The organism is Dactylosporangium sp. NPDC049140 (genome assembly GCF_040648435.1).
In genome coordinates this window covers 1-23,617 of record NZ_JBEZDS010000087.1, presented here as the reverse complement: position 1 = coordinate 23,617, position 23,617 = coordinate 1, and the positions used below count along the sequence as shown (strand labels likewise).

Sequence of the window (23,617 nt, the reverse complement as noted above, 5' to 3'; positions counted from 1 at the left end):
AGCACCGGGGCCGGCCGCGCCACGACGAACGGCGACGCCCGCCGCCCGATAAGCTCGAGCAGCCACACCGGGGCGCCGGAGCCACCCGCTCCGGCGCCCCGGCCGCTCCGCCACCTTCCGTGACGGTTCCATAGCCGAAAGAAGTTCTCTTTTCCCGGCAGCAGGCGGGCGGGTTCACCGCGTTCATGAGGCGGAGCCAACCCCTGCCGAGGAGTCGTCGCATGCCTTTTCCGGGAAAGCGCAACCGCATCAAGCTCGGCCTGGCCGTCGTGGCCGCGGTGGTCATCGCCGTCGGGGCCGGCATCGGCAGCGCCGATGCGAGCACGCGCAAGCACTGGTGGGGCGGCGGCCGCCACCCGCAGCCCCCGGCGAGCGCGTCCCCGGCCGCCTCCCGCACGACGGGCGCGCCGTCGCCGGCCGCGAGCGCCACGCCCACCACGCCGGCCCCGACGAGCCCGAGGCCGACGGCGACGGGGACGCCGACGAAGAGCGGCACCTGGGCACCGCCGCCGGCCAACGCGGGCTTCGACTACCAGATCGGCGGCGCGTACTCCCCGCCGGCGGGCGTCGGCGTGGTGAGCCGCGACCACGACGCGAGCCCGGCGGCCGGCCTGTACAACATCTGCTACGTCAACGCCTTCCAGGCCCAGACCGAGGCGAACGCCTGGTGGAAGTCCAACCACCCCGACCTGCTGCTGCACGACGCGCAGGGCAACCTCGTCGTGGACAAGGACTGGAACGAGATCCTGCTGGACTTCTCGACCGCCGACAAGCGCGCGGCCCTCACGGCGATCGTCGGCGGCTGGATGGACGGCTGCGCCGGCAAGGGCTTCAAGGGCGTCGAGCCGGACAACCTCGACTCGTGGACCCGCTCGGGCGGCCGGCTGACCAAGGCCCAGGCGATCGCGTACGCCCAGTCACTTGTCGCCCACGGCCACGGCAAGGGCCTCGCCGTGGCGCAGAAGAACACCGCCGACCTGGACACCGCGAGCGTCCGGCAGATCGGCTTCGACTTCGCCGTGGCCGAGGAGTGCGCCGACTACGACGAGTGCCAGAACTACACAGCGTCGTACGGCGGCAACGTCATCGTCATCGAGTACAGCCAGAGCCAGTTCACCAAGGCCTGCGGCGCCTACGGAAGCACGCTGTCGATCGTGCTGCGTGACGTCGACGTCACCACCCCGGGTTCGGGTTCGTACGTGTTCAAGAGCTGTTGAGCCGCCACTACACTCGCGAGGCGATGAGCCCCGATCTCGCTCCGGCCGGCGCGCACCCGCGCCGGCCGGAGGGCTTCGACGACTTCGTGCGCAGCCGGGGCGGGGCGCTGCTGCGCTTCGCCTACGTGCTCTGCGGCGACGCGCACCTGGCCGAGGACCTCGTGCAGGAGGTGCTCGCCCGGATGCATCCGCGCTGGGAGCGGGTCACGGTGATGGACAGCCCCGAGGCGTACGTGCGGACCGCGATCGTGCGGCAGTTCCTGTCCTGGCGCCGGCGGCGGGCCGCGGGCGAGGCGGTCGTCGCCGAGGTGCCCGAGCCGGCCGGCCTGGCCGAACCGCAGCAGCGGGTGCTGGCCCGCGACCAGATGTGGCAGCTGCTGGCCGGGCTGCCCCGCGCCCAGCGGGCCGTTCTCGTGCTGCGGTTCTACTGCGATCTGGCGGACGGGGAGATCGCGAACCTGCTGGACTGCCGGGAGACGACCGTACGGTCGCAGGCGGCGCGGGCGCTCGCGCGGATGCGGACCATGCTCGGCGAACAGGAGGGGCCCGGCGATGGATGAGCTGGACCGGTTGCTCGCGGACACGATGCACGGCGCGGCCGGCCGCGCGCCCTCCGACGCGGGGCTGCTGACCGGGGTGCACGGGCGGGCGCGGCGGTACCGCCGCCGCCGGGTCGCCACCGCGCTCTCGGCGGCGGCGGTCGTCCTCGCCCTCGGCGTGCCCGCGGCCGTGGTGCTGGCCGTGCGCCCGGACGGTGGCGCGCCGGTGGGGGCGGTACCCACGACGTCGGTCTCCACCGCATCCCCGGAGGCGCCCTCGCCCAGCGGCGCACCGGCCGCGGGGCCGCCGGCGTCCGCGGCCCACAGCTCGCCCGCGACCGCGGACACGATGAAGCTGGTGCCGGGCTACACCGCGCCGGCGTTCCCGTACTCGCTCCCGGCGACCGACGGCCTCAAGGCCCCCGTCGCCTCGATGGCCGGCGGGAACCTCGTCGCCTTCTTCGAGGCGACCGACATCCGGCACCACTCCGACACGACCGTCACCGTGTCGAGCCGCCGTCCGGTGTACAGCACGCCGGCCACCGAGATCCCCAAGCCGGTGCGCGGGCATGCGGGCACGCTGCGGACCGTCGACGTGCAGCCCGCCAAGCAACTGACGCTGTACTGGCCGGAGTCGCCGACGCGGTGGATCGCCCTGGCCACCGACGACACGTACACCCCGGAGCAGGTCGTCGCCCTGGCCGACGCGCTGACGCCGGCGTCGGTCCCGGTGTCGCCCCCGTTCACCCTCGACCTCAGCCCCGCCGGCCTCGTCGCCGACACGGTGAGCCAGTCGACGATGAGCTTCCGGGCGCCGGACAACGCCGTGTTCGGTGTGGTGCTGTACAAGCGCCGCGCGCTCACCGCCCCGAACCAGACCGTCAACGCGTACAAGGCCCGGTTGACCCGCGACGCGACCGGCGCGACGCTCGACGTGGACGTCGTGGACTGGAACGCCACCCTCCGCGTGAGCGTGGCGCCCGGCCTCACCATCACCGACGCCGACCTGCTCCGCTTCGCTTCGGGCGTGCACATCCTCAACCGCTCGAACCCCACCGATTGGTAGGCACGCTGGTGTGGACCATGTCCGACGTGTGGATCCTGCGCTCGATCGGCGGCCGCGACCGGGCGACCGGCGCGCCGCTGCGGGGCGTGCTCGCCGCCGCGGACTACCACAATCATGCGGTACCGCTGGAGGAAGAGTTCTGCGGCGCCGTCGGCCGGCTGGTCGCGGCCGGGCTGGTCGCGGCCGACCCGGCCGGGGACCGCTACTGGCTCACCGCCGCCGGGGTGCCGCTGGCCGAGCGGCGGGGCTCGTTCGCGGCCGTTCTGGCCGACCTGGAGCGGGTCGCGCTCCCGGCCGCGCCGCCGTGGCGCCTGCCCGCCGGGACGTTCCGCGCCGCGGTCGACGCCTATCTCGGTTAGCGCCCGGCCAGGATCTCCGCCTGTAGCCGCTCGAGCCGCTACCGCACGCGCCGTGCTTTTCGAAAAGCTTAAACGCGGCTGCGGTACCCCCGAAATCTGTAACTTTCACGCCGCGCGGGCGCCGCTCACCTTTCTGCGTCTTGACAAGGGAAGCCCGTTCCTTGACGTCGATGGTTGTAGATGGTTCGGTCGTTCCGAAAACGGTTTCAAAGTTTTCGGAGTTTTCGGCCGGCGAGGGAAAGGTGAGCCATGAGGCGACCATGGGTGATCGCGTCGGCGGCGGCCGTGATGGCCGCCGGTGGTGCGCTCGCCGCCGTCCTGACCACCGGCCCCGCCACCACCACCGGTCCGGCGCCGCCCGCCGGCGAACCGGGGCCGACCGCTGCCGTCGGCGGCCGGGAGTCGATGGTGGCCACCATCGCCTCGCCGGTGCCCGGCACCAGCGCCCCGGCCGCCGCGCCGGTGCCCGGCACCAGCGGCGACGGGTACGCCCGCAACGTGACCGCCGGGGCGGCGTGCTCGCCGGTCGGCGCGGTGGGCTTCAGCGCACAGGCGACGCTGCTGCGATGCGCACCGGACACCGCCGATCCGCAACCGCGGTGGCGCCGGCCCTGACCCGAACCAGCCCGATCGGCCACTCAGCCCCCGAGGAGAGCCATGCCCAGCCGACAACGCCGGCTCCTGGCCGCGGCCGCCGTCGCGACCACCGTCATCACCACCACCGGCATCACCATGCTGGCCGCGCACGCGGCCGCGGCGGGTTGCCAGGTGTCCTACTCCGTGACCTCGCAATGGAACGGCGGGTTCACCGCCAACGTGGGCATCACCAACCTGGGCGACCCGATCAACGGGTGGACCCTGCGCTGGTCGTTCACCGCCGGCCAGACGGTGACCCAGGCCTGGAACGCGTCGGTGACGCAGAGCGGCGCCGCGGTGAGCGCCGCCGACGCCGGCTACAACGCCCCGATCGCGACCGGCGCGAGCACCAGCTTCGGGTTCAACGGAAGCTGGAACGGGTCCGCCAACCCGTCGCCCGCGGCCTTCACCCTCAACGGGACGGCCTGCACCGGCGGCGTGAGCACGCCGAGCACGCCGGCGACCTCGCCGTCGCGCAGCGCCAGCCCGAGCCCCAGCGTCTCGCCGTCGAGCAGCACCAGTCCGAGCGCGAGCACCAGCCCCGGCGGGGGCACGACCAGCCCGCCGCCGGCCGTCCCCGGCACCCCGGGGGCCTGGGCCGCGGTGCCGGTCAACCCGTACAACGGCGGCGCCGGCACGTTCATGTGGCTGCTGACCGACGGCAGCATCCTGTCCAACGGCGCCGACCTGCACCAGTGGGTGAAGCTGGTGCCCGACCAGTTCGGCGACTACACCAAGGGCACCTGGGTCCAGCTGGCCACGTCGCCGTACGGCGTCGGCGCGGCCCAGGAGCAGATCCTGCCGGACGGGCGGTTCTACCAGGCCGGCGGCGAGTACGTGTACCAGTGGCCGTCGGGCAGCTCGTCCAACGACCACAACGGCGTCCAGCTCTACAACCCCGTCACCAACACCTGGACGCTGGGCCAGTCCGGGCTCTACGGCAACCTCTGGGACACCGGCACCGCCCACCTCAAGGACGGCCGGATCGTCTCCAGCGACCAGCGCAGCGCCCGCACGCAGATCTTCAACCCGGCCACGAACAGCTGGACCGCGGCCGCGAACCGCCCGGCCCCGGCGGCCGAGGACGGCTGGATCCCGCTGCCCGACGGGTCGATCGTGTCGATAAGCAACGGCGGCACCTACCGCTACGACCCGGCCGCCAACGTCTGGTACACCGGAGCCCGGCCGCCGGCGTCCTACGCCAACGGCAACGTCGACACCTCGACCGTCACCCTGATGTACGACGGCCGGATCCTGGCCATGGGGCACAACACGTCGGTCATCTACACCCCCGGCGCCCGGCCGTCCGACCCCGGCAGCTGGGCGCAGGGCCCGGCGATTCCGCAGGGCTCGTTCACGGACGACGTGTACGCGACGCCGGAGGGCAACGGCAAGGTCATCTTCGACTCCGTCCGCTGCTCATGGCTCACCAACGAGTGCGGCTCCGCGTCCGGCGCCCTGATCAACGAGTTCGACCCGGCCACCAACACGATCAAGACGATCACCCAGCCGAACGATCCGGCCGGCGCGCCGGTGAACTTCATCAACCTGCCCAACGGTCAGGTGCTGGCCGCCGCGGGGAGCCGCAACTGGGTCTACACCCCGATCGGGGCCCCGAAGGACGCCTGGCGCCCGACGGTCGGCTCCGTGTCCGGCAGCGGCACGACGTTCCACCTCGGCGGCACGCAGCTGTCGGGGCTGGTCAGCCTGGGTGAGGACGACTACCAGAACCCCCAGAACTACCCCATCGTGTACCTCAAGGACGCCAGCGGCCACGTGTACTACGCGCGAACGTCGAACTTCAGCTCGATGATCACCAGCCGGCCCGGCGAGGCGCAGACCACCGACTTCTCGGTGCCGAGCAGCCTGGCCCACGGCAAGTACACCCTGTACGTGTCCGCGTGCGGGGTTTCCTCTGCGGGCTACGCCTTCACCTACTGACGGCCGGCCGAACCCGTGCGCAAACGCCTGATCCTGATCGCCGCCGCGACGACCGCCCTCGTGGCCGTCGCGGCGGTGCTCGCCGTGCGCCTGCTGCCCGGCCACCCCGACGGCCGGCCGGGCCCGTCCGTGAACCCGGCCCGGGCGCAGGAGCTGACCGAGCAGTACCGGCGCGACACGGTCGCCCGCATCCCGGCCGGGCTCAGCTACGCGGAGGCGGTGCGCGGCTACGTCGCCTGTCCCGGGCAGCCCGGCCGGTTCGAGCTCTCGTCGCGCTTCGACCTGCGGCCCGACTCGGGCCCCGCCATCGCCTTCACCGCGCTGCGGGAACACTGGCAGCGGCAGGGGTACCGGGTGCTCAACGACACCTCCACGGCGAACGGGCAACTGCTCGTGGAGAACCCGGCCGACGGCTTCCGCCTCGGCGTGAGCCAGCGCGCCACGCGGTACATCCGGGTCGCCATCTCCTCCCCGTGCCTGGACCTGGGGGCGCCGCCGTTGCCGCCCGTGCTGGCCCAGGACCTCGCCTCCGCGCTCGGCGCCTACGAGGAGTACGCGGCCGCGCGCCTCGCCGAGCTGGCCGGCGACGTGACCGCGCTGCGCGCCGCGGTCGTCGGCGGGGACGTCGCCCGGGCCCGCGCCGCCTGGCTGGTCGCGCGCATGCGATGGGCCCGCGTCGGCGCCGCCTACGGCACCTTCGACGACCTCGCCGACGCCATCGGCGGCCTGCCGGTGGGGCCGCCCGACCCCGGCGACCCGGACTTCACCGGCCTGCACCGCATCGAGTACGGCCTGTGGCACGGCGAGGACCCGGCGCGCCTGCTCACCGTCGTCGACGGCCTGGCCGCCGACGTGGGCCGGCTGCGCGACACGCTCCACGAGGTGCTGCCCGCCCCGGCCGACCTGCCGCTGCGCGCGCACGAGATCCTCGAGGACGCCCTGCGCGACGAACTCACCGGCCTGACCGAGTTCGGCGGCGGCGCCGGCCTGGCGGCGACGTGGGCCGGGGTGGACGCCACCGCGGCGCTGCTCGACCTGCTCGCCCCGCTGCTCGACGCCCGGCGGCCGGCCCTGCGCCCGGCCATCCGAACCGGCCTGGACGCGCTGCGGCAGGCGTTGCAGCCGGCCCGCAGCGGCGAGGCCTGGTCGGCCCCGGACGCGGTCGCCCCGCCCGTGCGCCGCCGCATCGACGCCGCGCTCGGCGGCGTGCTGGAAACCCTGGCCCAGGTACCCGGACTACTGGAGGGCACCGCCTCATGACCCCCCGCGGCAACGTCAACCGGCGCGAGGCAATGCGGCGGCTGGCCGCCGGCACGCTCGGCGCCGCCATGGTCGGCGGCCTGAGCGGCGCCGAGCGGCAGGCGCCCGCGCAGACCGGCGTCGCCGACCCGCCCGCGTTCTACGGGCCGCACCAGGCCGGTATCTTCACCCCGGCGCAGCGCTGCGCGGTGTTCGCCGCGTTCGACGTCACGGCCGGATCCGCGGGTGTACTGCGGGACGGCCTGCGGGCGCTCACCGCGCACGCCGCGCGGCTCACCACCGGCGGACCCGGGGGCGACGAGGGGCCCGCCGCCCCGCCGGCCGACAGCGACGTCCTCGGCCCCGAGGCGCCCGCGGACGGCCTCACCATCACCGTGTCGGTCGGCGCCTCGCTGTTCGACGACCGCTTCGGCCTCGCCGCCCGCAGACCGGCCCGCCTGACCACCATGCCGGTGTTCCCGAACGACGCGCTGGAGCCGGACCGCTGCCACGGCGACCTCATGCTGCAGATCTGCGCCGGCAGCCGGGACACCGTGCACCACGCGCTGCGCGAGATCACCCGCCACACCCGCGGCGTGCTGCAGCCGCGGTACAGCCAGTCCGGCTTCGTCAGCACCCCGCGGCCGTCCGGCGCGCCGCGCAACCTGATGGGCTTCAAGGACGGCACCGCCAACCCGACCGAGGCCGACGGCGCCGAGCTGGTCTGGGTCCGGCCGGGCCAGGGCGAGCCCGACTGGGTCGCCGGGGGCGCCTACCAGGTGGTACGCCTGATCCGGATGCTCACCGAGTTCTGGGACCGCATCACGCTCAGCGAGCAGGAGGGCATCTTCGGCCGGCGGCGCGACAGCGGCGCCCCGCTCGACGGCGTGGCCGAGACCGACGTCCCGGACTACGAACACGACCCGGCGGGTGTACTCATCCCGCTCGACGCGCACATCCGGCTGGCCAACCCGCGCACCGGCGAGAGCGCCCCGAGCCGCGTGCTGCGCCGCGGCTACAACTACGAGGGCGGCCTGCTGTCCAACGGCAACCTCGACGCCGGGCTCATCTTCTGCTGCTACCAGCAGGACATCGCGCGCCAGTTCGAGGCGGTCCAGCACCGGCTGGCCGACGAGCCGCTCGCCGACTACATCCGGCCCTTCGGCGGCGGGTACTACTTCGCCCTGCCGGGCGTGCGCCCGGGCGACGACTTCTTCGCCCGGGCGCTGCTGCGGTGACTAGCGGTGCCACTTCTGGTTGCTGGCGCCGTTGCAGGTCCACAGGTGCAGCTTCGAGCCGTTGGCGGTGGCCACGTTCTCCACGTCGACGCACTTGTTCGCCTGGGTGTTCACGAGGTCGCCGGCGGCGGTCAGCGTGAACTTCTGGGCGCCGGTGCCGTTGCAGGTCCACAACTGCACGACCGCGCCGTCCGCGGTCGAGCCGCCGGACACGTCCATGCACTTGCCGAGCGCGCCCACGGAGCCGTCGGCGTTGAACGTCCACTGCTGCGTGCCCGTGCCGTTGCAGTCCCAGATCTGCAGCTGGTTGCCGTCGACGGCATTGGCCCCGGTGCCGTCGGTCGACGCGGTCAGCTGCATCACCTTCTGGCCGCCGGACGACGGGAACGTGATGCTCCCCGGGGACCAGGTCGCGCCGGGAACGCCGGGACCGCCGGCGTTGCTGCGGGGCACCCAGCCGTGGCCGGTGAACCCGGCGTCGCCGGACGAGCCGTAGTTGAAGTCGTCGAACGCGTTGCCGCAGCTGTTCGCGGCCGCGCCGGCCTGGCCGGTGGTCGCGGCGGTGACCGCGACGGCCCCGAGCGTGGTCGCGAGGACCAGCGCGGCGGCGGCCAGCAGCGGCCGTGGCGGGGTGTGGCTGATGGGCGCGTTCGTGCCGTGCTGGCCATCCCCGGCACCGGCAACCCCGCCCACCTTGTGGAGAACATCGCCGCCGGCGCGCTGAAGCCGGCCGCCGATAAGCTGGCCTAGCGGGGTACCTCGCTAAGGGATCGAGAAGAGGCGATCCGCGGGGTCCACGACCGCGGCCAGGATCGCGCCCGGCACGAGGGCCGGGTCGTCGGCGCGGGTCGTGTCCGCCTCGAAGGTGGCGAACCCGGGCCCGCTGATGCGCATGCGCAGCTGCAGCCCGGGATCCTCGCCGCCCGGATGGTTCGCCACCGTGAGGATCTCGGCCGTCGCGGCGACGCCGGCGGCGGCCAGCCGGCGGGCGTCGCGGCGCGAGCGTGTGACCAGGCGCAGGGCGAAGACGCCGGCGCCGACACCGAGGATCGTCACGAACACGCCACCGGCGAGCAGGCCCCAGAAGTCGGTGGGCGACCGCTCCGGGTCCCGTGTCACGGCGGCGGCGAGCAGGACGGGGCCGGGCAGGCAGATGGCCAGGAACATCAGCCGGCTCAGCAGCGCGCCGATCGGACCGATAGGCGCTTCCGCTTCCCGGGGGGTGCTCGTCACCCCTCGCACCCTAGCGTTTCGTGGCGACCGTCCCGGCCGCGACGAGGGCCAGGAGCTGGATCGCGGCGAGGCCGTACTGCGCGGCGTCGTTCGTCGAGATGTAGGCGGCCTCGTCGACCGGTGTCAGCACCTGTGGCGAGGCCACACTCGTGGTGCGCCAGACCGGCTCGCTCTGCAGCGGGTTGGTGTTCAGCTGGTCGCCCACGCCCTCGTGGAAGGCGTGCCAGGCGAGCGCCGCGAGGTCCGGGTCGCCGGTGCGCGCCGCGGCGTACGCGGCCAGCCGGCTGTGCGCCTGGATGAGGGAGATTCCGCTCAGCGCCTGCCCCAGCTCGGCCCGCTGCACCTCGGGCGGGGCGAGGTACAGCCGGCAGTACCGCAGCCACGCCGCCTCGAACGTCGCGCCGATGCGCGTGCCGGCGGTGAGCGCGACCAGTTCGGAACAGATCTCCGCCAGCCCGAAGACGGCCGACAGGTGGGAGACGCCGGGCCGCTCGCCGGCCGGGGTCACGTGGCCGGTGTCCGGGGCCAGCCGGGCCTCGGCGGTGAAGAAGCCATGCGGCAGCGCCCCGATGTCCGCCATCGAGGTCAGCAGCTTGTCCCGCGCGGCCGCGCGGGCGTGCTCGTCGCCGGTCCGTTCCCACTCCGTCAGCCACGCGGCCGCGAGCGCGCCCCAGTCGGTGCCCAGGCCCATCGGGGCCGCGCCGGGGCGGGGCTCGGCGTCGCGGATCTTGCGGCTCGGGTCGACGACCAGCAGCGCGCGCTCCGCCGTGGCCACCTCGCGGAGCAGGTCGCCGGTGCGCTCGTCGGCGGTGAGGTAGTAATGGAAGCGCCGGTAGATCGCGCTGGAGATGCGCAGCTGCTTGCAGCTGCAGCCCCAGTGCTGGACGTTGTGCCGGCTGCCGAGCCCCCGCCAGGGTCCGGAGTGGTACACGTCGACCTCGCCGGTGTGGCGGGTCATCGCCTCGGCGAAGCGGAACACGTCGGCGCGTCCGGTGCGCAGGAACTGGTACCACAGCCACAGGTCCGGTGACAGCTCCGAGTTGTCCCAGGCGTAGCCGCCGACGTCGTAGCGCCACTGGTGCCGGTCGGGGTCGTAGGCGTGCATCACGTCGCCGTAGTCCCAGAAGCCGTACCACCGCCGCTGCTCGCGCTGCCCGGCGTAGAAGTCGAACAGGAAGTCCAGCCGGTCCTCGATGCCGGCCCGCGGCGGCGTCGACCGGTCGACCGGGGACCAGTCGCCGAAGACGCCGGCGGCGTGCAGCCGGCTCGGCTCCGCGACCAGCAGCGGCGGGTCGTTCAGCGCGGCGGCGTCGGCGGCCAGGGTGTCGGCGCCGGGCGTGGCCGCGTACGGGCGGAGCACCAGCTCGTGGGTGCGGGTGATGCCGCGCGGGTCGCCGAAGCCCGGCTCGTAGTCCTCGTAGGTGATCTCGAGGGCCTCGAGCTGTTCGGCGAAGGTGTCCTGCCCGCGCCCGCCGTGGTAGAAGCGCAGGTCCATGGCGGGCGCGGACGGTGACCAGAGCCAGACCGTGGCGGTGGCGGTGTCCGTGGCGGCCGCGCGGACGTCGAGCCGGGTCGGGTACAGCCGCCAGAAGTCGCGCAGCCCGAACCCGAGCCCGCCGCCGACCCCGCCGGCGTAGCCGTATCCGGCCGCGCGGGTCCCGGCGGGAATGGTGACCCAGGCGTGGCCGGGCGCGGTGCGCTTGGCGAGGGTGAAGCCGTCGGGGCCGGTCTGGTCGAGGGTCCAGTCGCCGAAGGCGGGCACGAGGTGCAGCCGCCGCGACACCGTCTCGGGCCAGTCCGTGACCGGGCCGCACGGCCGGCCGGCGACCTGGGCCGCCCGGGCGGCGGCGCCGGGGTCGCGGCGCAGGCCGGTGATGCCCCGGACCGCCTCGGTGAGGAAGCCGGGGCGGCCGTCCGGGCCCGCCGGGCCGGCGAGCCGGACGTGCCGGTCGTGCGGCTCGTCCCGCATCGGGATGTCGGTCCGCAGGCCGAGTCCGGCCAGGAAGCAATCGCCGTCCCCTTCCCATACGAGCGTGTGCATCAGCCGGACCTCGGCGGCGCCGGCGTAGAAGTACAGGCGCACGGCGAACGGCAGCAACGACGGGCCGGGGCCGTCGTCCTCGGGGATGTGACGGCCGGTCAGCCGTACCACGGCCCGGACCGGCCCCGCCTGCTCGACGGTCGCGGACTCGACCTGCCCGCGCAGCTGCCGGCGGTGTACGGTCCCGGCGACGTCGGACTCGGGGGTGTCATCCCACAGGCTGATGAGCCGTGCGTCCCGGGCGATTTCCCGGCCGGCACAGTGCACCGTGCGCACCAGCGCCGGCCCGTGCCGGGGCACGACCCAGGTCGCGGCGCCGGTGGCCACGACTATCGCGTCGCCGGACCCGGTCACCTCGACCGCGGCGGGCGGCGCGGCGGGCGGCTCACCGGCCACGAGGGTGTACGCCGGGGCGGGCCGGGCCTGCGGCCCGAACGCGTGGGCCGACCACTGCACGGAGCCGTCCGGCCAGGTCGCGGTGACCCAGCTCTGCACGGGCACCGCCGTGCGGTGTGCGTCATCGGCCCGTGCCGCGAACGGCGCGCCCGCCGGGACCGTGCCGCGCGGCCACGGCACACCGCAGGTCACCCCGGCCGTGCGGGGCACGGTCAGCCAGCGCAGGGTCGTCATCCCTTGACCGATCCGATCAGCATGCCCTTGGCGAAGTACTTCTGCAGGAACGGGTACATCAGCAGGATCGGCAGCGTCGCCACGACGATGACGGCGAACTTGAGGCCCTGCTCCGGAGGCAGGATGTTGGGGTCGTCGACGCCGAGGGTCGAGTTGACGTCGGGGGAGACGGTCACCTGCCGGACGAACATCTGCAGCGTCCACATGCTCGGCTTGGAGATGTACAGCAGGGGCGACATGAAGTCGTTCCAGATCCCGACCGCGAAGAACAGGGCCATGGTCGCGAGGATGGGTTTGGACAGCGGCAGCACGATGCGCCAGAACACGCCGAGCTCCGTGCACCCGTCGATGCTGGCCGCCTCCTGGAGCTCCACCGGCAATTCCTGGAAGAAGTTCTTCACGATGATGAGGTAGAACGGGCTGATCGCGCCGGGCAGGATCAGCGCCCAGTAGGAGTCCAGCAGGCCCAGGTTGCGCACTACGAGGTACAGCGGGATCAGGCCGCCGCCGAAGATCATGGTGAACACGACCAGGCTCAGGAGCAGGTTGCGGCCGGGCAGGAACCGCTTGGACAGCGGGTACGCCATGGTGAAGGTCAGCGCCAGGTGCACGAGCGTGCCCACGGCGGTGACGCCGATCGTGACGACCAGACTGCGGACGAACGCCCCGTTGGTCGCGAAGATGTACCGGTAGGTGCTCGTCACGACGTTGCGCGGCCACAGGAAGAACGGCCGCGCGCTGATCTCGGCCTCGCCGGCCAGCGAACCGGCGAAGACGTAGACGAACGGCAGCACCGTGGTGGCCGCAATGCCGCTGAGCACCAGGGCGTTCATGACGTCGAAAACGCTCGTCCTTCGTCTCGTCATCAGAACAGCCCGGACTCGCTCTTGCGCTTGGCCAGCCAGTTGGAGCCGAGCACGAGGACGATGCCGACGACGCCCTTGAACAGCCCGATCGCCGTGGAGTAGCTGAACGCCCCCTGCGTGATGCCGATGTAGTAGACGAACGTGTCGAACACGTCCGCCACCGAGCGGTTCAGGGAGTTCGTCATGAGGAAGATCTGGTCGAAGCCGGTGTCCAGCACGTGGCCCATGGTCAGGATCATCATGATGACGACCGTCGAGCGGATGGCCGGGAGGGTCACGTGCCGCATCTGCTGCCACCGGTTCGCGCCGTCCACCCGCGCCGCCTCGTACAACGTCGGGTCGACCCCGGCCAGCGCGGCCAGGTAGATGATGGTGCCCCAGCCGGTGTCCTTCCACAGCGACTGCAGCACGATCAGCGGCCGGAACCAGTGCGGATCGGCCAGGAAGTCGAACCGGGTGTGGAACACGCCGTTCGCCAGGTGGGTGATGGCGCCGCTGTCGACCGCGAACAACAGGTAGGTCAGCGACGCCACGATCGTCCAGGACAGGAAGTGCGGTATGTAGATGGCGGTCTGGATCGAGCGCTTGACGACCGTCACCCGGACCTCGTTGAGCAGCAGCGCCACGACGATCGGGGCGGGGAACGCGAAGGCGATCTTCAGCGCCGCGAGGATCAGCGTGTTGGTCAGGATCCGCAGGAAGTCGGGGCTGCCGAACAGTTGCTCGAAGTACTTCAGCCCCACCCACTGGCTGTTGTTGATGCCCAGGAACGGCACGTAGTCCTTGAACGCGATGACGATGCCGTACATCGGCCCGTACTTGAAGGTCGCGAAGTACACGACGCCGGGCACGAGCATCAGGTACAGCCACCGGTATCTGATCAGGCGGGCCCGGCGGTCCCCGCGCCGCCGTGCTCCCCGCGGGGGCCGGCGCTCCAACGCGATGAGCGGCTCGGCCACGCCCGCGGTTTCCTGTGAGGCCACCGGTCGCTACTTCCCGCCGGCCTTCGCGTACAGGTCGTTCATCTCGGTGACCACCTTGTCCCCGCCTTCGCTGTGCCAGCGCCCGGTCTCCTTCTTCAGCCCGCTCTCGTCGAGCTGGCCGGCGAAGTACTTGACCTGGGCGTCGCCGACGATCAGGTCCAGTTGCGCGCCCTGCTGCGTGTAGGTCGGGGCCACGAACGCCGCGGCCGGGTTGTAGACGGCGGTCTCCAGGTCCCGGGCGTGGAACACGGCGCGCTTGTCGAGGATCTCCTTCTCCGGCTGGCCGGCCGGCACCGGCTGGTAGAAGTCGTTGCCGAGCGTGCCGATCTGGCCGAACGCGCCCAGGTCGTTCTTCAGCGTCACGATGGCGGGATCGGTGCTCGTCACCGGCTTGGCGGCGCCGTTGTCGAGGGTGAAGTTGCGCCCCTCGATGCCGTTGTTGAGCAGGATCTGGCCCTCCTTGGAGGCGAGCTTGTCCAGCACCGCGAGGAGGTCGTTGAGCTCGGCCTCGGTCGGCACGCTCTGCTTGGAGACGGCCAGGAAGCCCGAGTACCCGAAGGTCGGCAGCGAGTGGCGCACGCCGTCGGGCCCGAGCAGGTTGCCCACCGCTGTCACGTACTTGCCGTAGTTGGCCGCGTCCTTCTGCTTCAGGCTGCTCAGGATGCTCAGCGTGCGTGAGCTGGTGTCGATGATGATGCCGCCCTTGCCGTTGGTGAACGCGTCCTCCCACGGCTTGCCGGAGTCGAGCGTGGCGAAGTCCGGGTTCACCAGCTTCTCGTCGAAGAGCCGGCGGATGTACCGCGCACCGTCCGCGAACTGCGTCGTGTCGAAGCCGGGAACCAGCTTCCCGTCGCGTGCACCCCAGGCGTTCGGCGCGCCGAACCAGGTCTCGATGACGTCATAGGGGCTGCCCGAGGCATACCCGCTCGGCCACTTCGGGAACAGGATGCCGTAGGTGTCCTTCTTGCCGTTGCCGTCCGGGTCGTTCTCGGTGAACGCCTTGGCGACGGCGTAGAGGTCCTGCACCGTCGCGGGCTCCGGCAGGCCGAGCTTGGCCAGCCAGTCCTTGCGGATCGTCACGGCGACGCGCATCAGCTGCCGTTCGCGGGGCAGCCCGTACAGGTGCCCGTCGATGGAGGCGCCCAGCCGGACCTGCTTGTTGGCCTTGGCGAGGTTCGGGTACTTGTCGATCCGGTCGGTGAGGTCCCAGAACGCGCCCGCCTTCGCGTTCTGGACGAACGCGGGGATCTTGCCCTGGATCACCATCACCTCGGGCATCGATCCCGAGGCCAGCGTGATGTTCGTCTTGTCGTTGTAGCTCGAGTTCGGCACCCAGGTCATGTTCAGCTTCTTGCCGGTGAGCTGTTCGACGGCCTTCTGCATGTCGCCGGTGGCGGACGGCGCCTGGGCGGTGATGACCGGGGCCATCATGTCGATGGTGGCGAGATCCGCGGGGTCGGCCTTGCCTCCTCCGGGCGAGGACGTGCACGCGGTGAGCGCAACGGCAGCGGCGGCGGCGATCGCACCCGCCATGATCGGGCGGTGGGCGTTCCATCTCACGGTCGTCAGTCCTTCGGGGTCCGCGGTCACAGGATTCGTAGGGGTTCGGCCGGCAGGACCGGCCGCGGGTCGTGACGCCGCGGGCCGCCGGCCTGGACCCGCCGGCGTTCGTTCTCCGCGAAGAAGCGCACGCAGAGCCAGGTGCTGGTGTGCAGCCAGGCCCCGACGCCGACCGTGATCAGCAGGATCGGCTGGGCCGCGCTCGCGAAGGCCAGCGCGGTGAGGACGAGCAGCAGCAGCACGGTCGCGTGCGGGCGGCGCAGCGCGAAGCGCAACGCGGTCGGCCCGTACCGCCACAGCGGCAGGTCGTAGTGCGCGTACATGGGGCCGACGTAGACCAGCGCCGCGAGCGTGAGCACGAACGCGGCCAGCGAGCCGAGCCGCGCCGGGCCGAAGCCGGGCGCCAGCGCCGAGAAGGCCGCGTAGTTCGACCACAGCACGCCGGCCACGGCCAGGATCGGCAGCACCACGGCGGTGCCGCGGGCGAACTCGCGCCGCCAGGTGCGCGCGAAGTCGCCGAGGCGGACCGTTTCACCGCGGGCGTGCCGGCGGGCCACGATGCAGGCGGTGACGGTCGCCGGGCCGACGCCCAGCACGCCGCCGCCGAGCAGCGTGAAGGCCAGCCACATGGCGTTGAGCGCGCAGCACCAGGACACCACGGCGGCCGCTGCGTGCGCCCGGGATGCCCAGTGTCTCGACGTCATCGTCACCACCGCCGGTCGGGGAAGAAACGTTTCAATCGCGGCTGTGAGCGCTCACGGTGAAGTTGCGCGCCAGGCTGGCCTCCCAGCATCGCGAACCACCGTGAGCGCTCCCAGCGCCGACGATTGGCAGATAGTGCACGATCAATGTCATGGCTGTCAATCGATGGATGGCGCGTGCCGTGCGCCCCGCCTGGACCGCTGAAAGTTTCGAGGTCCCCCGGTGCCGTGGTGACCGTCCGGCCGCGGCCGTTGCACGCGCCGGAGGTCGTGTGCTGGAATACGTTTTCCCAGCGTCCCGGAGGAGCCCCCATGTCGTACCTCAGGCGCCCTTTGGTCCTCTCTGCCGTCGTCGCGCTCGTGGCGCTCTTCGCCACCGCCTCGCCCGCCCGGGCCGCCGGCACGACCTACTACGTGGATGCCGCCGCGGGCGCCGACGCCAACAGCGGCCTCGACCAGTCCCACCCGTGGAAGACCCTGGGCAAGGTCAACTCGACGACGTTCGGCCCGGGCGACCGCATCCTGCTCAAGGCGGGCAGCGCCTGGACCGGGCAGCTCTGGCCGAAGGGCTCGGGTGCCGCCGGTGCCCCGGTCGTGATCGACTCCTACGGCAGCGGCAACAAGCCGCGCGTCAACGGGGCCGGCACGGTGGCGGACGCCGTGCGGCTGTTCAACCAGGAGTACTGGACGATCCGCAACATCGAGGTCACCAACGCGGCCCCGGCGACCGGCACGGCCGGGGCGAACCTGGGGGACTTCCGGGGCATCCACATCGGCGGCGACAACAGCCAGACCCTCGACGGGTTCGTCGTCGACGCCGTCTCCGTGCACGACGTCACGGGCAAGGTGAACTGGATCGGCGGCAGCACGGCCGACAACGCCCCCGGCGTCACGTTCCTGACCGGCTGGGACGCGTCGAAGCGGACCGGCGGCATCGTCCTGGACACCACGGTGCCGAACCCCGCCGCGCCGCCGGGCACCCCGACTACCATCAACGACGCGGTGATCCAGAACTCCACGATCAGCAACACCTCGTTCGCCGGGATCGTCGTCAAGCAGTACACCGGCTCCGATGCCGGTGCCGTGGCGACCGGCTGGGGCTCCCGCGCGAGCGCCGGCGACACGAAGTTCCGGCCGCACACCAACATCGTGATCCGCAACAACTTCATCTCCCAGGCCGGCACCGCGTACGGCTGCAACGGCATCTACCTCACCGACGTCCGCGGGGCCACGGTCGAGCGCAACGTCGTGGAGAAGGCGGGCACCTCCGGCATCGAGACGTACTTCGCCGACAACGTGACGATCCAGTTCAACGAGGTCTTCGGTACCACCCAGAAGGCCGGCGGCGCCGACTCCAACGGCATCGACACCGACAAGGCGACCACCGGGCAGGTCGTGCAGTACAACTACGTGCACGGCAACGGCGACGGCATCCTGCTGTGCCAGTTCTCCTTCGGCAACGCCGTGCTGCGCTACAACGTGATCACGAGCAATACGCGGTACCAGATCTACCTGCACTCCGACCCGGCGGCGACCGCGCAGATCTACAACAACACCATCTACAACGACGCCAGCCAGTCGCTGCTGTACGGCTACGGCGCCTACCTCAACGCGGCGTATGCGGTGTCCAACAACATCCTCTACTCGACCAGGGCCAACGCCGCGATCTCCACCAGCGCCACGATCACGTACAACCACAACCTGTACGGCGGCGCGACGCTCACCGTGCCCGCCGGCGAGGCCCACGCGGTCGTGGCGGACCCGCGCTTCGTCTCCGCCCCGATCAACGCGCCGTCGGGCACCCCGAGCACCGGGCCGGCCCTCGCGGCCGCCGACGAGCTGCAGGTCGCGGCCGGCTCGCCGGCCGTCGGCGCCGGTGTCACCATCGCCGCCAACGGCGGTCGCGACTACGCCGGCAACGCGCTGTACAACGGCGCCGCCGACATCGGCGCGTTCGAACAGCCCGGCGGCACCGGCACGCCGGTGACCACGCGGCACACGTTCGACGCCCTGCCGACCGGCCCGCTCGCCAACGGCAGCGACGGCCTGACCGTCAGCGGCGCGGGCGGGACGGTGGCGGTGGTCGAGGTGCCGAGCGCGAGCGACAAGAGCGTGCGCCTGACGCGCACCACCAACAGCGGCAGCACCAGCGTCGCCCAGACCTTCGGCTCGCCGCTGACCGGAACCGTTACCGTCGAGACAAACGTCATGCGCGAGTCGGCCTACGTCTCCGGCAACGACTACTTCGCCGTCCCGTACGTGCGCGACGCGAGCGGCCTCAACGCGGTGAGCGTGGCGATGACGAAGAACACCATCGCCGCGTACTCCGGCACCACCCTGGTCACCGTCGGCACCTACACGCCGGGCCGCTGGTACAACGTGCGCCTGGTGATCAGCACCGGCACGCAGACCTTCGACCTGTACCTGGACGGGGTCCTGGTGCTCGGCAACAGCGCCTTCCGCAACCCGCTGCCCGGCGTGGCACAGATCGACTACTACGCCAACAGCTCCAACTACGGCAGCGTCGTCATCGACGACGTCGCGGTGAGCACGACCACCTGAGCCCGGTTTGGGGGGAAATCCCGGAGGTACGTTCCGCGGCCGCCTGAAATCATCGACACCTGTCATCGTCATCGGGGGAGGTCGTGATGAAGAACGTCGGTCAGGCCAGGCGAGCACTGGTCGTCCTGGCCATCGCGCTGGCAACGGGGATGTCCGTCGTCGCAGCGTGCGGATCACCGTCGGACAACGCCGAGCCGCCCGGCGCCGCGCCCGCCGTGTCGGACCCGCACGCCGGGCATGTCTCGGCGCCGCCGGCCGCTCCGCTGCGCGCGGGCGAGCGCTTCCAGAGTCTGAGCATGCCGGCCGCCTACACGCCACAGGCGCCGAACGGCGGCACCGACGAGTACCGCTGCTTCCTGATCGATCCGAAGCTCACCAAGACGGCGTACCTGACCGGGAGCCAGTTCCTGCCGCAGAACGCCGCCATCGTGCACCACGCGATCTTCTTCCGGATCGCCCCCGGGGCCGCCGACCAGGCGCGCAAGCTCGACGCCGACTCGCCGGGGGAGGGCTGGACGTGCTTCGGCGACTCGGGCGTGAACGGCGATGCCTGGGTCGCGTCGTGGGCCCCCGGCGCCAACGAGACGCTGCTCGCGCCGAACCTCGGCTACCCGATGCCGCCCGGCAGCATGGTCGTCATGCAGGTCCACTACAACCTGCTCGCGACCGGCGGCCGTCCCGGCGGGGCGGACCAGTCGAGCATCCGGCTGCGGATCAACGACGACACGGCCGCGATGACCGCGCTGCAGACCGGCCTGCTGCCCGCGCCGATCGAGCTGCCGTGTACCGCGGGCGAGTCGGGCCCGCTGTGCGACCGCTCGGCCGCCGTGGCCGACGTCGGCAAGCGCTTCGGCGACGACATCGGCGGCACGGAGGACCAGCTCATCAGGCAGTGCAACAAGGGCAATCCGCCCGTCGCCGGGGTCACCCAGCACTGCGACCACAAGGTGCCGCAGGCGGCCACGGTGTACGCGGTCGCCGGGCACATGCACCTGCTCGGACGCTCCATCAAGATCGAGCTGAACCCGGGTACCGCCGGCGCCAAGACGCTGCTCGACGTGCCCAACTACAACTTCGACGACCAGGCGATCCGCCCGCTCGACACCCCGGTCGCGCTCAAGCCGGGCGACACGCTGCGGGTGACGTGCACGCATGACGCCGCGCTGCGGGGGCTCCTGCCGCAGCTGAAGGGCAGCGCGCCGCGGTACGTGGTCTGGGGCGACGGGACCAGCGACGAGATGTGCCTCGGCCTGGTGGTGATGACCGCGGCCAGCCGCGGCTGACGGCGGCGTTCGCCGAACGCCGCGGCTGACGGCACACGTTCGCTACACGCCGCAGGTCTCGGGCACCGTGAGGTTGACCGTCGTCGGGCCGTGGACCAGGGTGTCGCGGCTCGTCGCGGTGCCGGGGCAGGAATGCAGGGTGTACTGCACGGTCACCCGGATCCGCTCCGGCGGCGCGACGTGCGCGGTGTAGGTGCCGTCGGCCGCGGCGTCGACCTGCGACACCACGTCGAGGGTGCGGGCGTCGACGATCGACACCGTCGCCGACTGCGGGGTACCGCCGAAACTGCCTTTGATCCGTCCGGTGACCGTCGTGCCACGGCTCAGGGCGACGGTGTACTGCGCCGACGCCTGGCCCGCGTAGGACGGCTGCGTGAACGACAGCGTCCACCGGTACGGTCCGAGGCGGTCGATCGTGTAGCGGCCGGCCGCGTCGGTGCTCGCCTCCGGCACGTACGTGCTCACGGTCGCGCCCGCGACCGGGGCGCCGCTCGCCCGGTCGGTGACCGTGCCGGTGATGGTGCGGATGCCGTCGTAGCGGACGGTGACCGCGGTCGTGCCACCCGCGGCGGGCGCGATCGCCAGCGCGGCGGCCCGGGCCCCCACCCCGCCGTGCGGGCCGACCCACTGGGCGCCGTGCGTGCCGTCGGAGGCGCTCGCGAAGGCCGCATACGGCTCCGGGGGTACCCGGTCCAGCGTGACCGTGCCGCTGCCGCACGCGCCGGCGTACCCGGCGTACGGGTCGGGCGCCCGGGTCGTCGGCACGAGGTTGACGCAGCCGTCGACCGGCGCGCCGGTGACCGCGTCCACGAGCGTGAACGCGATAGTCGCGCCCGCGTCCAGGCGCGCGGTGACGGCGGTGCGCCGTCCGGCGACGACCCGGGTGGACACGGTGGCGTCGAGGTGGGCGCCGTCGGTGACCTTCACGTCGAGCGGGCCGGCGCCGACCTCGGGGAAGGTGACGGTGCCGGTCTGCGTGCAGGCCGGCGGGAGGTAGACGGACGGCCCGCCGGTCTCGGCGCAGAACGTGGACAACGCGGCGCCGGTCCGCGCGTCGACCGCCGTGACCGTCACCGACCCGGGCGCGGTCAGCGCGTCGTCGACGACAGTCGTCCCGCCGTCGGTGACGGTCACGACGGAGGCGCCGGCGGGCGTGGCGGCGCCGGGCGCCCACTGCGTCTGGGTCGTGGTGCTGAAGCTCACCCGGTAGGCGCCGGTCCACGCGGTCAGGAACCAGGTGCCGTCGGCGGCGGTGGTGGCCTGGAACTGCCGGTCCCGGACCGGGTCGGCGACCGCCACGCCGGCGCCGGCCACCGGCTGGCCGGCGGCGTCGGTCAGCCGGCCGCGGACCGTGCCGGTCGGCAGCTGCCGTTCGTCGAGCACCGCGGCCCCGCCGGCGGTCACGCTGACGACGTCCGCGGTGCCCTCGGTCTCCTTGCCGTGCGACCACTGGTCCAGCCCGTGGCCGGCGGGCGCGGTGAACTTCACCTTGTACGTCCCGGGGTACACGAACATCCGGAACGTGCCGTCGGCCTGACCGGACGCGACCACGTTCTCCGCGGCGCTGCTCTGCGAGTACGCGGTGATCATCGGGCTCGCGACCGGCCCGGCGGCGTCGGTGTACCGGCCCGAGATGGTGCCGAGGGGCAGCAGCGCCTCGTCGACGATCGTGCGCCGGCCGAGCGCGACGGCGACCGGGTCGGCGTCGGCCGCACGCTGGTGCCCGTGCACCCACTGCCGCGGCGCGCCCCGCTCGGCCGCGCTCACGAACTCCTGGTACGTGCCCGCCGCCACGTACGGCAGGAGGTACCCGCCGGTGTCGTCGGTCAGCACGTGCGCGAGGTCGGCCGACGCCGGCCGGGCGATGCCGACCAGCGCGTGCGCCGCGGGCGCGCCCGTGGCCGTTGTGACGTGCCCGGCGAGCGAACCGTGCGCGATGACCGTGTCCGCGACGCCGCCGGTCGTCTGCCCGTCGGCGACCGTGATGCTCGAGCCGGAGGCGAAGTCGGTCTTGCCCGGGTAGAACTGCTCGAGCCCGCCGAGGAGACCGAACTTCAGCTTGTACGTCCCCGGCGCCACCCCGTCGAGCCGGAAGCTGCCGTCGGCCCCGGTGACGGCGGTGGCGATGCTGACCGGGTACACGTTGAGCAACAGCGACACGGTCGCCCCGGGCACGGGCGCGCCCGCCTCGCTCAGGCTGCCGGCGACCGCCCCCGACCCGGCGGCGCGGGCCGGCGGCGCGGGCAGCACGGCCACCAGCCCGACGACGGTGGCGGCGATCATGAGGCGACGCAGTGAACCGGCCATACCAGCCTCCCGGCGACGGCGGAACGTCAGGCGGGCAGTCTGGCGCACGACGGACGACGCCCACATCCCGCGCCGCCGGGCCTCGGGACTGAACAGCCCGGACGCCACCGAGGGCAATGAAAAATACACAGAGAGCGATCTTCGGTACCGCTACAAGGCCCGCCATTCGCCGGAGACGCAGGCCTCTTCGTAGTCCCAGGCCCCCTCGGACCGACCCGCGCGCAGCCGGCCGAGGATCGCGCCGAGGTCCGCGTCCGGCGGGATGTCCAGCGCCGCCAACTGGTACGCGGGGGCGGCGCTCTCGCCCCGGACCCCGAGATCGGCGAACGCGCCGAGCACGGCGGCGGGATCGCCGGCCGCCACCCGCACGGTCAGGCGGCCCGACCAGTGCGCTTTGCGCATGACCCAGCGGGCGCCCTCGTGCTCGACGGCCTCGACGACGTCGCCGGTGGCCAGGTTCGGCGCGAACCACGGCGTGTTCTCGATCCGGTAGAGCCCCTCCCCGGCGGGGCTCGCCCAGAGTCCCTCGCTGTCCACGGGGCGCGGCCAGCCGTCCGACGGCGCGCGGCCGTCCTCGTCCGGCACCAGCCCGTATCGCACCATGACCAGCCGGCGCCCCGGCTGCTGCGGATGATCCGCCGTGGATGCCACGCACGAAAGACTAGCCCGTTCCGGGCCGCGGAAACGGCGCAAATGATAGGGCGAGGATGATCGGCCCGGGTGCCCGAAATCGTCCAGTATGAATGATCACTTAGCCGTCCAAAGTGGACATCTACCGGGCTTGGGGCCAAGTATTACCAGCTCAGCCCCCTAGTGGATACCCTGTGTGACTTGCCCCACACGCAACGGGACCCCCGTGGAGCGGGGGTCCGGTCTACGGTTCGCTCAGGCATTGATGCGCGCCGCAACGTTCACATCCACTGTGGACTCACGGCGGGGGCGACGGGGGTTGTTGTGGACGGCTCTGCACGCAAGTTCCTCTTGTCCCCGTCCGCCCGGCGCCGCGGCATCGTGCTGGTGACGGCCGCCGTGCTGGGCGTGCAGATGGCCCTCGTGGCCAATGCGGTGGCGGCGCCGCCGGCGAAGGGCGGGGTGTGGACGCCGCCGAACACGCCGCGGCAGACCACGAACGCGGTGCCGCGCGATCCGCACGCTCCCGGCGCCGGTGGTGCCGCCGCGCCGGGGCCGATGGCGCAGTACCAGGCCCCGCGGTTCG

General features: G+C 72.5%; 20 protein-coding genes. 11 read left to right on the top strand and 9 right to left on the bottom strand.

Annotation, left to right across the window (positions count from 1 at the left end; all coding sequences use genetic code 11):
* Positions 1-221: 221 nt before the first annotated feature.
* The 8 genes from AB0B76_RS56405 to efeB all read left to right on the top strand — a co-directional run bounded on the left by AB0B76_RS56405 (position 222) and on the right by efeB (position 8,235).
* Positions 222-1,217 carry an endo alpha-1,4 polygalactosaminidase gene (locus AB0B76_RS56405; RefSeq protein ID WP_360393949.1) on the top strand — a complete coding sequence of 332 codons (996 nt, stop codon included), beginning with the start codon at positions 222-224 and terminating at the stop codon, positions 1,215-1,217.
* A gap of 23 nt (positions 1,218-1,240) precedes the next feature.
* Positions 1,241-1,777, top strand: coding sequence for a SigE family RNA polymerase sigma factor (locus tag AB0B76_RS56400; protein WP_360393947.1), 537 nt, complete (start codon positions 1,241-1,243; stop codon positions 1,775-1,777).
* Complete coding sequence (locus AB0B76_RS56395; RefSeq protein WP_360393945.1) at positions 1,770-2,822, top strand: hypothetical protein; 1,053 nt, start codon at positions 1,770-1,772, stop codon at positions 2,820-2,822. The genes AB0B76_RS56400 and AB0B76_RS56395 overlap by 8 nt, the downstream gene beginning before the upstream one ends.
* A 17-nt stretch (positions 2,823-2,839) precedes the next feature.
* On the top strand, positions 2,840-3,181 hold the full coding sequence (locus AB0B76_RS56390) for a hypothetical protein (protein ID WP_360393942.1): 342 nt from the start codon (positions 2,840-2,842) through the stop codon (positions 3,179-3,181).
* Between the two features lie 249 nt (positions 3,182-3,430).
* A complete protein-coding gene (locus AB0B76_RS56385; RefSeq protein ID WP_360393940.1) occupies positions 3,431-3,796 on the top strand; it encodes a hypothetical protein in 366 nt (121 codons plus the stop codon).
* A gap of 42 nt (positions 3,797-3,838) precedes the next feature.
* A complete protein-coding gene (locus AB0B76_RS56380) occupies positions 3,839-5,758 on the top strand; it encodes a cellulose-binding domain-containing protein (RefSeq protein ID WP_360393937.1) in 1,920 nt (639 codons plus the stop codon).
* A 15-nt stretch (positions 5,759-5,773) separates the two neighbouring features.
* Positions 5,774-7,018, top strand: coding sequence for an EfeM/EfeO family lipoprotein (locus tag AB0B76_RS56375; RefSeq protein ID WP_360393935.1), 1,245 nt, complete (start codon positions 5,774-5,776; stop codon positions 7,016-7,018).
* Positions 7,015-8,235 carry an iron uptake transporter deferrochelatase/peroxidase subunit gene (efeB, locus tag AB0B76_RS56370; RefSeq protein WP_360393932.1) on the top strand — a complete coding sequence of 407 codons (1,221 nt, stop codon included), beginning with the start codon at positions 7,015-7,017 and terminating at the stop codon, positions 8,233-8,235. Before AB0B76_RS56375 ends, efeB begins: the two co-directional genes overlap by 4 nt.
* Here efeB and AB0B76_RS56365 read toward each other — a convergent pair whose 3' ends face one another.
* The 7 genes from AB0B76_RS56365 to AB0B76_RS56335 form a co-directional block, all read right to left on the bottom strand.
* Positions 8,236-8,928 (bottom strand): ricin-type beta-trefoil lectin domain protein, encoded by a 693-nt coding sequence (locus AB0B76_RS56365; protein WP_360393929.1) that lies wholly within the window; start codon positions 8,926-8,928, stop codon positions 8,236-8,238.
* A 69-nt stretch (positions 8,929-8,997) separates the two neighbouring features.
* Positions 8,998-9,468 (bottom strand): hypothetical protein, encoded by a 471-nt coding sequence (locus tag AB0B76_RS56360; protein WP_360393927.1) that lies wholly within the window; start codon positions 9,466-9,468, stop codon positions 8,998-9,000.
* Positions 9,469-9,478: 10 nt separating this feature from the next.
* Complete coding sequence (locus AB0B76_RS56355; protein ID WP_360393924.1) at positions 9,479-12,139, bottom strand: hypothetical protein; 2,661 nt, start codon at positions 12,137-12,139, stop codon at positions 9,479-9,481.
* Entirely contained in the window at positions 12,136-13,005 is an 870-nt protein-coding gene (locus AB0B76_RS56350; RefSeq protein WP_360393917.1) for a carbohydrate ABC transporter permease, read from the bottom strand. Before AB0B76_RS56350 ends, AB0B76_RS56355 begins: the two co-directional genes overlap by 4 nt.
* Positions 13,005-13,988 carry an ABC transporter permease subunit gene (locus tag AB0B76_RS56345; protein ID WP_360393914.1) on the bottom strand — a complete coding sequence of 328 codons (984 nt, stop codon included), beginning with the start codon at positions 13,986-13,988 and terminating at the stop codon, positions 13,005-13,007. Before AB0B76_RS56345 ends, AB0B76_RS56350 begins: the two co-directional genes overlap by 1 nt.
* A gap of 6 nt (positions 13,989-13,994) precedes the next feature.
* Complete coding sequence (locus tag AB0B76_RS56340) at positions 13,995-15,548, bottom strand: extracellular solute-binding protein (protein ID WP_360393911.1); 1,554 nt, start codon at positions 15,546-15,548, stop codon at positions 13,995-13,997.
* Positions 15,549-15,574: 26 nt separating this feature from the next.
* Positions 15,575-16,252 carry a DUF624 domain-containing protein gene (locus AB0B76_RS56335; RefSeq protein ID WP_360393908.1) on the bottom strand — a complete coding sequence of 226 codons (678 nt, stop codon included), beginning with the start codon at positions 16,250-16,252 and terminating at the stop codon, positions 15,575-15,577.
* A 309-nt stretch (positions 16,253-16,561) separates the two neighbouring features.
* On the opposite strand from AB0B76_RS56335, the gene AB0B76_RS56330 reads away from it, so the two are divergent.
* Both AB0B76_RS56330 and AB0B76_RS56325 read left to right on the top strand, forming a co-directional pair.
* Complete coding sequence (locus tag AB0B76_RS56330) at positions 16,562-18,811, top strand: right-handed parallel beta-helix repeat-containing protein (RefSeq protein ID WP_360393905.1); 2,250 nt, start codon at positions 16,562-16,564, stop codon at positions 18,809-18,811.
* Positions 18,812-18,897: 86 nt separating this feature from the next.
* Positions 18,898-20,094 carry a monooxygenase gene (locus AB0B76_RS56325; protein ID WP_360393902.1) on the top strand — a complete coding sequence of 399 codons (1,197 nt, stop codon included), beginning with the start codon at positions 18,898-18,900 and terminating at the stop codon, positions 20,092-20,094.
* Positions 20,095-20,136: 42 nt separating this feature from the next.
* On the opposite strand, the gene AB0B76_RS56320 is transcribed toward AB0B76_RS56325, so the two are convergent.
* Together AB0B76_RS56320 and AB0B76_RS56315 are read right to left on the bottom strand one after the other, a co-directional pair.
* Positions 20,137-22,401: a carboxypeptidase-like regulatory domain-containing protein gene (locus AB0B76_RS56320; protein ID WP_360393899.1), complete on the bottom strand. Its 2,265-nt coding sequence runs from the start codon at positions 22,399-22,401 to the stop codon at positions 20,137-20,139.
* Positions 22,402-22,551: 150 nt separating this feature from the next.
* Entirely contained in the window at positions 22,552-23,052 is a 501-nt protein-coding gene (locus tag AB0B76_RS56315) for a DUF4265 domain-containing protein (protein WP_360393896.1), read from the bottom strand.
* Between the two features lie 303 nt (positions 23,053-23,355).
* On the opposite strand from AB0B76_RS56315, the gene AB0B76_RS56310 reads away from it, so the two are divergent.
* The coding region (locus AB0B76_RS56310) for a hypothetical protein (RefSeq protein WP_360393893.1) at positions 23,356-23,617 on the top strand (262 nt) is incomplete at its 3' end.

Coding starts and splice junctions, on each gene's coding strand:
- AB0B76_RS56380 (WP_360393937.1), top strand. CDS start 3,839: ATGCCCAGCCGACAACGCCGGCTCCTGGCCGCGGCCGCCGTCGCGACC.
- AB0B76_RS56355 (WP_360393924.1), bottom strand. CDS start 12,139: ATGACGACCCTGCGCTGGCTGACCGTGCCCCGCACGGCCGGGGTGACC.
- AB0B76_RS56405 (WP_360393949.1), top strand. CDS start 222: ATGCCTTTTCCGGGAAAGCGCAACCGCATCAAGCTCGGCCTGGCCGTC.
- AB0B76_RS56400 (WP_360393947.1), top strand. CDS start 1,241: ATGAGCCCCGATCTCGCTCCGGCCGGCGCGCACCCGCGCCGGCCGGAG.
- AB0B76_RS56320 (WP_360393899.1), bottom strand. CDS start 22,401: ATGGCCGGTTCACTGCGTCGCCTCATGATCGCCGCCACCGTCGTCGGG.
- AB0B76_RS56385 (WP_360393940.1), top strand. CDS start 3,431: ATGAGGCGACCATGGGTGATCGCGTCGGCGGCGGCCGTGATGGCCGCC.
- AB0B76_RS56330 (WP_360393905.1), top strand. CDS start 16,562: ATGTCGTACCTCAGGCGCCCTTTGGTCCTCTCTGCCGTCGTCGCGCTC.
- AB0B76_RS56350 (WP_360393917.1), bottom strand. CDS start 13,005: ATGACGAGACGAAGGACGAGCGTTTTCGACGTCATGAACGCCCTGGTG.
- AB0B76_RS56395 (WP_360393945.1), top strand. CDS start 1,770: ATGGATGAGCTGGACCGGTTGCTCGCGGACACGATGCACGGCGCGGCC.
- AB0B76_RS56325 (WP_360393902.1), top strand. CDS start 18,898: ATGAAGAACGTCGGTCAGGCCAGGCGAGCACTGGTCGTCCTGGCCATC.
- efeB (WP_360393932.1), top strand. CDS start 7,015: ATGACCCCCCGCGGCAACGTCAACCGGCGCGAGGCAATGCGGCGGCTG.
- AB0B76_RS56390 (WP_360393942.1), top strand. CDS start 2,840: ATGTCCGACGTGTGGATCCTGCGCTCGATCGGCGGCCGCGACCGGGCG.
- AB0B76_RS56335 (WP_360393908.1), bottom strand. CDS start 16,252: ATGACGTCGAGACACTGGGCATCCCGGGCGCACGCAGCGGCCGCCGTG.